The sequence below is a fragment of the Thermohalobaculum sp. genome (assembly GCF_058622915.1).
Map to the genome: position 1 here is coordinate 1 of NZ_JBZSYN010000033.1, position 8,087 is coordinate 8,087.

The following is an 8,087-nucleotide window of genomic DNA, read 5'->3' on the forward strand; positions in this document are numbered from 1 at the left end:
CGGCGCGCGCTGCCCCGCCCCCCGGCCGCGGTCGCTCGACGAAATCCTCTCCCCTCATCGCCGCGGACGATAGAACGCCTCAGTTGGGCGGAGCAAGCGCGCCGGCGCGCCGAACCGCTGCGGCGCCGATTATTGCTGCGGTGTGCGTCGTTCCTGCCCCGGCGCGCGGCCCGTGCCGTCGCCCTCGGCGCCGCCGGCGCGGGTTGTTAGGGCAGGGTCTTGAGGTTCTGCCGCGCCAGGTCCGCCACCGTGGTGGTGCGCGCATTGACCCCCTTCTCCTGGGCGACCTGCGTCACCTGCGCGCTGCCGCCATACTTGACCGCCGCCTGGTATTGCTGGCGCGCCAGGTCGGTCTTGTCGAGCCGCTGGTAAGCCACGCCCAGGTTCAGGTGGGCGTAGGGGTTGTCCGGGTATTTCTTCAGCACCTTCTGGTACTGGTCGACAGCGGCGGGAAACTTCTGCGAGACCATGAGCTTCCAGCCCTTCGCCAGCCCCGCACTGGGTCCGGTGGCGCAGCCGGCCAGCGTGAGCGCCGCGATGGTGACGCCAAGCAGCATGAATTTCCGCATCATCGACTCCGCATCAAAGATTTCGGGCAGGGAAATCCCCGCCCGCTCGCCCCGGAGGATCATCGGCGTCCCCCGGGCTGTTCCCGGCATCGCCGCGCCGCCAGCTCGCGCGGCTCACATCTGCGATATTCACGAAGGATTGCTCGCTTGTGGCATCGTCTGCAGATTTACGATACGATGATTGAACGTGTTCGGTCTAGGGGCGCCGGGCGGACCCCGGCGAGGAGAAGATGTGCATGCGGCCGAACAGGCGTAACGGTATGACAGAGGCGGCGTGACGAGTAGCAGCATGCGGATTTGTCCTTCCCTGACCGGCGTGTCCCGGGCTGTGGCCTGGATCGCGCTTTTCGCCGTGGTGGCCCCGGTGGCGCACGCGCAGGACAGCAGCGCGGCGCAGCTGGCCTCCGCCCAGCCGGGCGGCACGGCGCCCGGACCGGTTTCCGGTGCTCCCCCCGGCACGCCCCCAAGCACAGCCCCAAGCACAGCCCCGGGCGCGTCTCCCGCGGCCGCCCCGCTGGCGGGCGTGCAGGGTGGCCAGGCAAAGGAGAAGTGCAAGCTCATCACCGCCAAGAAGGGTCAGAGCGCCGAGCTGATCAAGAAGAAGACCAAGTCCGAGGGCGAGCAGTTCCCGTTTCTGCAGTCCCAGGCCAACCTTCTCGAACAGTTCCGCGTGCCCGAGAAGGAGCGCAAGCGCTGCGCCTTCGCGTTCGGCCTGGCCTCTTCAGCCGCTTCGGCGGCGTCCGCCGGCGCCGCGGCTGGCGCGGGTCTGGGGACCCTGGCCGGCGCCGGCATCGCCGTCGCGCCCGTCGCCATTGCCGCAGGCGTCGCGGCGGCGGCCGCGGCGGTCGCGGCGTCCTCGAGCGGCGGGAACAACACGATTCCCACCACCAGCACGACGGGCCAGTAGCAGTTGACCGGTTCGGCTGCAGGGCGAGGCGCAGTCGACAAGGCCGGCGACACGCGAGCGAGGGGCCTGGGCGCCCCTGAGCGGGAACGGCACTGATGGCCCGCGATCGGACCGAGGGCAAGCACAAGGACCACAAGCGCGGGCCGTGGGTGGGCCGGCGCATCCTGCGTCACGTCGGATTCATCGCCAGCGTGCTGGTCGTGATCGCGCTGTTGGTCGCGCTGCGCATCGCCGACCCGATCTTCGTCTCCAACGCCCGCCAAACCGCGTTCGATTTCCTGCAGCGGATCTCGCCGCGCAAATATACCGAGGCTCCGGTCAAGATCGTCGACATCGACGAGCGCTCGCTCAGGGAGCTCGGCCAGTGGCCGTGGCCGCGCAAGCGTCTGGCCGAGCTGGTCGACCGCCTGCACGCCGCGGGCGCCGCGGCGGTGGCCTTCGACTTTCTCTTCGTCGAGCCGGACCGCGTCTCGCCCAGTCAGCTGCTCAAGGACCCGGCGGTTCGCTCGGCCCTGGGCGTCAAGGGCAAGGACACGGCTGCGAACCTGCCCAATTACGACGAGATCTTCGCCGATGCGATCAAGAACAGCAACGTCGTGCTGGGCTTCGGCACCTCGCCCGAGGTCAAGGCCAAGCCGCCGGTGAAGGCCGGCTTTGCCTACACCGGCGCGGATCCGGCGGCCTTTGTCTCGCGTCTGCGCGGCGGCGCGCGGCTCTTGCCGGTGCTCGCCAAGGCCGCCGCCGGAATCGGCTCGACCAACATCAGCAAGGAGTCCTCGGTCGGCACCGTGCGCGAGATCCCGCTGATCTGGAGCGACGGCAAGCGGCTCTACCCCAGCCTGAGCAGCGAGGCGCTGCGTGTGGCCCAGGGCGCACAGACCTATGTCGTGCACGCCGACCCGCAGGGCCGGGTGCACTCGATCCGCATCGGCGCCTTCAACGTGCCCACCGGCCCCGCCGGCGACCTCTATCTCTACTACACCCATTCGCGTCGCGACCGCTACATCAGCGCGGTGGACCTGTTCAACAACGACCAGCTGCGCAAGCTCGCCCCCAAGATTCGGGGCCGGATCATGCTGATCGGGACCTCGGCCGCGGGACTGTTCGACATCCACAAGACGGCGCTGGGCGAGAGCGTGCCGGGCGTCGAGATCCACGCCCAGGCGCTCGAGCAGATCCTCACCGGCCAGTTCCTGCAGCGACACGACTGGACGCGCGCCGTCGAGCTTCTGGCGCTGGCGCTGGGCTGCCTGATCGTCAGCATGACCACCATGTATGGCGGCGCCCGCGTGTCCTTCGCGATGGGGGGCGTGGTCTGCGCCATCATCGCGGGCGGCGCCTGGTATGCCTTCCGCAATGAGGGCATCCTGATCGACTACAGCTACCCGATCGTCGGCACCACGGCGATGTGGTTCCTCGCCACCGCCTACCGCTATATCATCGCCGACAAGGAAAAGCGGCTGATGCGCAACGTCTTCAGCCGCTACGTCCACCCCACCGTGCTCAAGGACATCGAGCGCAATCACAGCCAGGTCAGGCTGGGGGGCGAGAACTGCGAGCTCACGGTGCTGTTCACCGACGTGCGCAACTTCACGCCGCTCAGCGAGCGGCTGACGCCGGAGGAGCTGGTCGAGTTTCTCAACACCCTTTTGGGCCGGCTGGGGGGCGAGATCACGCGCGAGTCCGGGGTCATCGACAAGTTCATCGGCGACTCGGTGATGGCGTTCTGGAACGCGCCGCTGCGCCAGTCCGACCATGCCAGGCTCGCCTGTGCCGCCGCGCTGAAGATGCGCTCGGCGATGCGCGAGATGTCCGCCCAGGGGGGCTTCGCGCTGCCCGAGGAGGTGGCGCGCGACGCCTCGATCGAGATCGGCGTGGGCATCAACACCGGGCCGGCCTGCGTCGGCAATGTCGGCTCGGCGGAGCGCTTCAACTACTCGGCCATCGGCGACGCCGTGAACATCGCGGCGCGGGCCGAGTCGGCGTGCAAGGAGCTGGCCTACGACCTCGTCGTGTGCCGCTCCACCGCCGAGCAGGTGCCCGACTTCGCCTTCCTCGATGCCGGCGGCGTGCCGCTGAAGGGCAAGACGGAGCCGGTCAGGATGACCATCCTCGTGGGCGACGAGGCGATGAAATCGTCGCCGCAGTTCCAGCAGTTCGTGCGCCGCTACGAGGCTCTGATCGAGGCGCTGAAGAAAGACCGTCCGGAAGAGGCCGAGAAGGCGATGGAGGAGTGCCAGGGCCTGGTCGAGCAGCTGGAACCGGGCCTGCAGCGCTATCTCGACCGGATTCCCCGGCGCCGCAAGGATTTCGCCTTGAAGCCGAGCGCCGAGCTGGCCGGCGCTTCGACCGCCTGATCGCGCGGCCGGACCGGGCGCGCTGCGCGCAATCTCTGTCGCCGGCCGCGGGCGCCGCGCCCGCCATCGACCTTGCCCGAGAAGGCGGCGAAAGCCACTCGAATTTCGCACGACGTGCGAATTTTCACAAACATACGAATATCGCTTGGCTAGAAATGCACGTATGGTGAGTCGCGTGACGAGAAGTGTATGGTGCAGTGCGAGTTCAAGGGTTAAAATACCTCGGGCGCCGGGTGCGCGTCCGTCGGATATTGGCGTAACGATAGACAGAGTAGCGTTGGTGTTGGCGATGCGCCGGGCAAGGCGCAGTGGGACAACATTTCAAAGGTGATTCACATGCGTGTCTTTTGCACCTTCCTGGCCGGGCTCGCCGCGGTCACGCTGTCGCTGTCGGCCCCTGCGGCATCCGCTGCCGAGAAGAACATCGGCAAGGCATTGGCGGTCGTCGATCACGCCTCTGCGCAGGGCCAGGTGGGCAAGCGGACCCTCAGCGTCGGGGCGCCGGTCTATCTCGGTGACCACGTCACCACCGACGCCAAGGGCACGGCGCAGCTGTTGTTCAAGGACGGCACGCGCATGGTGGTCGGCCCGAACTCGGAGCTGGTGCTCGACGCCTTCGTCTTCCGCTCGGCGGCGCCGGAGAACCGGGTCGCGATGCGCGCGCTGTCGGGGGCCTTTCGCTTCATCACCGGCCACGCCAACAAGGACGCCTACCTGATCAACACGCCCTCGGCGACCATGGGCGTGCGCGGAACCGAGTTCGACATCGCCGTGACCCCGAACGAGACCAGCGTTCTGCTCTATACCGGCTCCGCCGCGGTGTGCGGCAACAATGCCGGCTGCACGATCGCGACCGGCGCGCCCGAATAGCTCGCGCCGACTCGCCTGCGCCGGCTAACCCGCGCCCCCAGCGCCCTGGCCGACCGGGCCCGCGGGCGCGCCGCACCCTTTGCCTATGGCGCCAAGACTTGCTAGACTTCCCTCACAGTGGGGTTAAGGCGGCGAGGGCGTGTCCTGATGAGAGTGACCGGGTTGGTTGCCGCGCTGGCAGCTTCATGCGTTGTGTATTTCGGGGCGATGGCTGGAGCGAAGGCGCTCACGATCAACGAATACGACCATCTGGTCATCGACCAGAAGGAGAACTTCGTCTCCACGGTTCTGCACTTCTACTACTACAACTACAAGAACAATCCGGACACGACCTATGAGGCGAAGTGCATGGTCCGTCTGGACAAGGCGTCTACCTCAACTGGAAAGCCGTACCTCATGTCGCTGATCACGCAGCATTTGAATTCCGCGCGCGCCGATCCGGGGAAGAACAAGCAATCGGTCGAGGGAATCATAAAGCAGGTCATCGAGCAGGAGTGCAGGCAGGGCTGAGGCGCGCACGCCGCGCGCCGACCCGCCGCCGCTCGCCTCCCGCCGTGCCTGCCCGCACCCCTGCGTCCTTTCGCGGTTTGACAGCCGCGGCGCACGCCCTGTAAGCGCCGGAGCCGGAATGGTTGAACAGATGCGGCACCTGCACGGCGGACCGGCGGGCTCGCAAGGGCGGCGGACCGGCTCCGTCGCCTATGCGGGCATCTTCGCGCTCGGCGCGCTGCTTTACTGGCTCTCGGCGGTGCACCCGGCCGAGATGCCGGTCTGGGGGCCCTACGACTTCTCGATCCCGGTCTACCTGGCGACGGTGCTGGCCGTGCTGTGGTTCGTTCGCGGCCTCGGGCTGACGCCACCGGCCGAGCGGCCGCCCATGTGGCGCAGCCTGTGCTTCTTCGCCGGGCTCGCCCTGACCTATGCCGTGCTGCAGACGCGGTTCGAATACTGGTCGCAGCACATGTTCTTCCTCAACCGCATCCAGCACGTCGCCATGCACCATGTCGGGCCGATGCTGATCGCGCTCGGCTGTGCCGGCAGCACGATCCGGCGCGGCATGCCCGCCTGGCTGCGCCCCGTGCTCGACAGCCGCCCGGTCGCCGCGATCCTGCGCGTGACCCAGGAGCCGCTGGTCGCCGCCGTCCTGTTCGTGGGCCTGTTCTGGTTCTGGCTGATCCCCAGCGTGCATTTCCGCGCCATGATCGACCCCAGGCTCTACGCCGTGATGAACTGGAGCATGGTGATCGACGGCATCCTGTTCTGGTGCGTGGTGCTCGATCCGCGGCCCTGCCCGCCGGCGCGCGCCTCCTACGCCATGCGCGCCGCGCTGGCCATCGGCATCATGTTCCCGCAGATCGTGCTGGGCGCGCTGATCACCTTCGCCACGGTCGATCTCTATCCCTATTACGACCTTTGCGGGCGGCTGTTTCCCTCCATCAGCGCGGTCGACGACCAGCAGCTGGGCGGGCTGGTGATCTGGATTCCGCCGGCGATGATGAGCGTCATCGCCATGCTGCTTGTGTTCAACGAGATCCGGATGCACGACGCAAGGATGGAGAAAGCCTGAGATGTCCCAGTCCAGCTACACGATGGCCGCGCTCGCCGGGCGCCGCCGGCGCCATGTCCTGCTCGCCGCATTGGCGGCCAGCCTGGTTCCGATGGCGGCGCCGGGGGCCGGGCAGGGCCTCGAGATCAGCAATGCCTGGATGCGGCTGATAATCCCGTCCCGCCCCGCCGCCGGCTATTTCAAGCTCACCAACGGCACCGATACCGCGGTGACGCTTGTCGGCGCCAGCTCGCCGGCCTGCGGCAGCCTGATGCTGCACCGAAGCGTCAGCCAGGGCGGCCAGGACAGGATGGTGATGGTGCACAGCATCCCCGTGGCAGCGCACGACAGCGTCACCTTCGCCCCCGGCGGCTATCACCTGATGTGCATGCAGCCATCGGCGGCGGTCACGCCCGGCAAGGCCGTCGAGGTGACCCTGGAATTTAAGGGCGGCGCCTCGCTCAGCGCCAGCTTTGAGGTGCGCAACGCCATGGGCAAATAGGCCGGTCAGACCATGTGCATCAGGCGCGAGAAGAACCCGCGCGGATGCGCCTCGTCGATCAGGCGGCGCAGGTCGGCCTCGGTGCCCTTGATGTCGGGCCTCACCTGGCTCATCGAGGCGACCAGCAGCCGCGCCGCGCCGGTGGCGTCGAACACGTAGACCGCCGAGCTGTGGCTGACCTCGTAGGGCTGGCCGTCCTTGGCCGGCGTGACCGAGTGCACGATGCGATAGCGCCGCGCCAGGGCGTCGATCTGGTCCTGCGTGCCCCGCAGCCCCTCGATTTGCGGCGCGAAGTGCCCGACATAGGATTTCAGCACCGGCAGGGTGTCGCGGTTGCGATCGACCGTGACGAACAGCACGCGCACATTATCGGCCGCCGGGCCCAGACGGTGCAGCACGTCGGAGATGTTGGCCAGCGTCGTCGGGCACACGTCGGGGCAGAAGGTATAGCCGAAATACAGCATCACCACCTTGCCCTTGTAGTCGGCGGCGGTGACCTGCCGACCGTCCGAGGCCCGGGTCATGGTGAACTTGAGCGCCGGCGAGCTTCCGGTCACGTCGGTCGCATGCCACTTGGCCCCACTGCCGCAGCCGGCGAGCAGGGCGAGGCCGCCCAGGCCGACCAGGCCCACGGCTGTGCGTCTGGTCACGAATGGCAGGGGGGGCACCTGGCCCCCGGCTTCAGGGTTTGGGGATCGCATGGGTCGCCTCGAATTGCAGCACCAGCACCGCGACCCCGACCGCCGTGGCAAGCACGAGGGCGGCGACCGCGACCAGCCGGATGGCCAGGACCCGGTTTTGCCGGCGCAGCTCGCCGGGGTCGCGCTCCTGCACCGCGCTCTCGGGTGCGGTCCCGGGTGCGGCTTCGGGCGCGGTCCCGGGCTGTGAGTCGCTGGCCAAGGCCGTGCCTTGGGCTGTCGCCTGCTCTGCGGCGTCCGAGCGACCGGGCATCGGCATGGGCAAACCCTTCTTCACTTAGGGCTGGCTGACCATCTCGGGTGATGGCGGCAGACTATGGAACCGGGGACCGAGGTTCAAGCGCAGGCGCCGCTTATCCGGGGCAATCCCCCGCGACCGATCGGCGCGGCCCCGCCCGCTCGCCACCGGTCAGAAGCAGCGCGCCCGAACGGGCCGGGGCGATAGCCGCGCCCGCCAGACGGGGCGCTCGGCGGCGGCGGGCGCGGTGCGGCGCTGGCGCGCCGGAACGGACGGCAAAACTCGCCCCCTTCGCAACCCGGCGCAACCCGGTGCGACGGGGGCGGTCCCGGGCTCCGGCGCGAACCGGTTAACTCCTACAGTCCGACTAAAAGAATTAACCATGCCGGGGCACGTGCAG

Annotated in this window: 9 protein-coding genes; 6 read left to right on the top strand and 3 right to left on the bottom strand. The window is 68.3% G+C overall.

What is annotated here, in order from left to right; translation table 11 throughout:
* Positions 1–206 precede the first annotated feature (206 nt).
* Positions 207–572: a tetratricopeptide repeat protein gene (locus tag AC32QD_RS03055; RefSeq protein WP_492009010.1), complete on the bottom strand. Its 366-nt coding sequence runs from the start codon at positions 570–572 to the stop codon at positions 207–209.
* Positions 573–843: 271 nt separating this feature from the next.
* Here AC32QD_RS03055 and AC32QD_RS03060 point away from each other — a divergent pair, with 271 nt between their 5' ends.
* The 6 genes from AC32QD_RS03060 to AC32QD_RS03085 all read left to right on the top strand — a co-directional run bounded on the left by AC32QD_RS03060 (position 844) and on the right by AC32QD_RS03085 (position 6,751).
* Positions 844–1,476, top strand: coding sequence for a hypothetical protein (locus tag AC32QD_RS03060; RefSeq protein ID WP_492009011.1), 633 nt, complete (start codon positions 844–846; stop codon positions 1,474–1,476).
* A 95-nt stretch (positions 1,477–1,571) separates the two neighbouring features.
* Positions 1,572–3,833 carry a CHASE2 domain-containing protein gene (locus AC32QD_RS03065; protein WP_492009012.1) on the top strand — a complete coding sequence of 754 codons (2,262 nt, stop codon included), beginning with the start codon at positions 1,572–1,574 and terminating at the stop codon, positions 3,831–3,833.
* A 336-nt stretch (positions 3,834–4,169) separates the two neighbouring features.
* Positions 4,170–4,703: a FecR family protein gene (locus AC32QD_RS03070; protein ID WP_492009013.1), complete on the top strand. Its 534-nt coding sequence runs from the start codon at positions 4,170–4,172 to the stop codon at positions 4,701–4,703.
* A 147-nt stretch (positions 4,704–4,850) separates the two neighbouring features.
* The gene (locus tag AC32QD_RS03075; protein ID WP_492009014.1) at positions 4,851–5,213 is read left to right on the top strand and encodes a hypothetical protein; all 363 of its coding nucleotides are present in this window, start codon (positions 4,851–4,853) and stop codon (positions 5,211–5,213) included.
* A gap of 118 nt (positions 5,214–5,331) precedes the next feature.
* Positions 5,332–6,270: a cytochrome c oxidase assembly protein gene (locus AC32QD_RS03080; RefSeq protein WP_492009015.1), complete on the top strand. Its 939-nt coding sequence runs from the start codon at positions 5,332–5,334 to the stop codon at positions 6,268–6,270.
* 1 nt (position 6,271) lies between these two features.
* Positions 6,272–6,751 (top strand): copper chaperone PCu(A)C, encoded by a 480-nt coding sequence (locus AC32QD_RS03085; protein WP_492009016.1) that lies wholly within the window; start codon positions 6,272–6,274, stop codon positions 6,749–6,751.
* A 5-nt stretch (positions 6,752–6,756) separates the two neighbouring features.
* Here the strand turns inward: AC32QD_RS03085 and AC32QD_RS03090 are convergent, their stop codons facing one another.
* Both AC32QD_RS03090 and AC32QD_RS03095 read right to left on the bottom strand, forming a co-directional pair.
* Positions 6,757–7,401, bottom strand: coding sequence for an SCO family protein (locus AC32QD_RS03090; protein ID WP_492009017.1), 645 nt, complete (start codon positions 7,399–7,401; stop codon positions 6,757–6,759).
* 31 nt (positions 7,402–7,432) lie between these two features.
* Complete coding sequence (locus tag AC32QD_RS03095; RefSeq protein WP_492009018.1) at positions 7,433–7,585, bottom strand: hypothetical protein; 153 nt, start codon at positions 7,583–7,585, stop codon at positions 7,433–7,435.
* Positions 7,586–8,087: the final 502 nt, after the last annotated feature.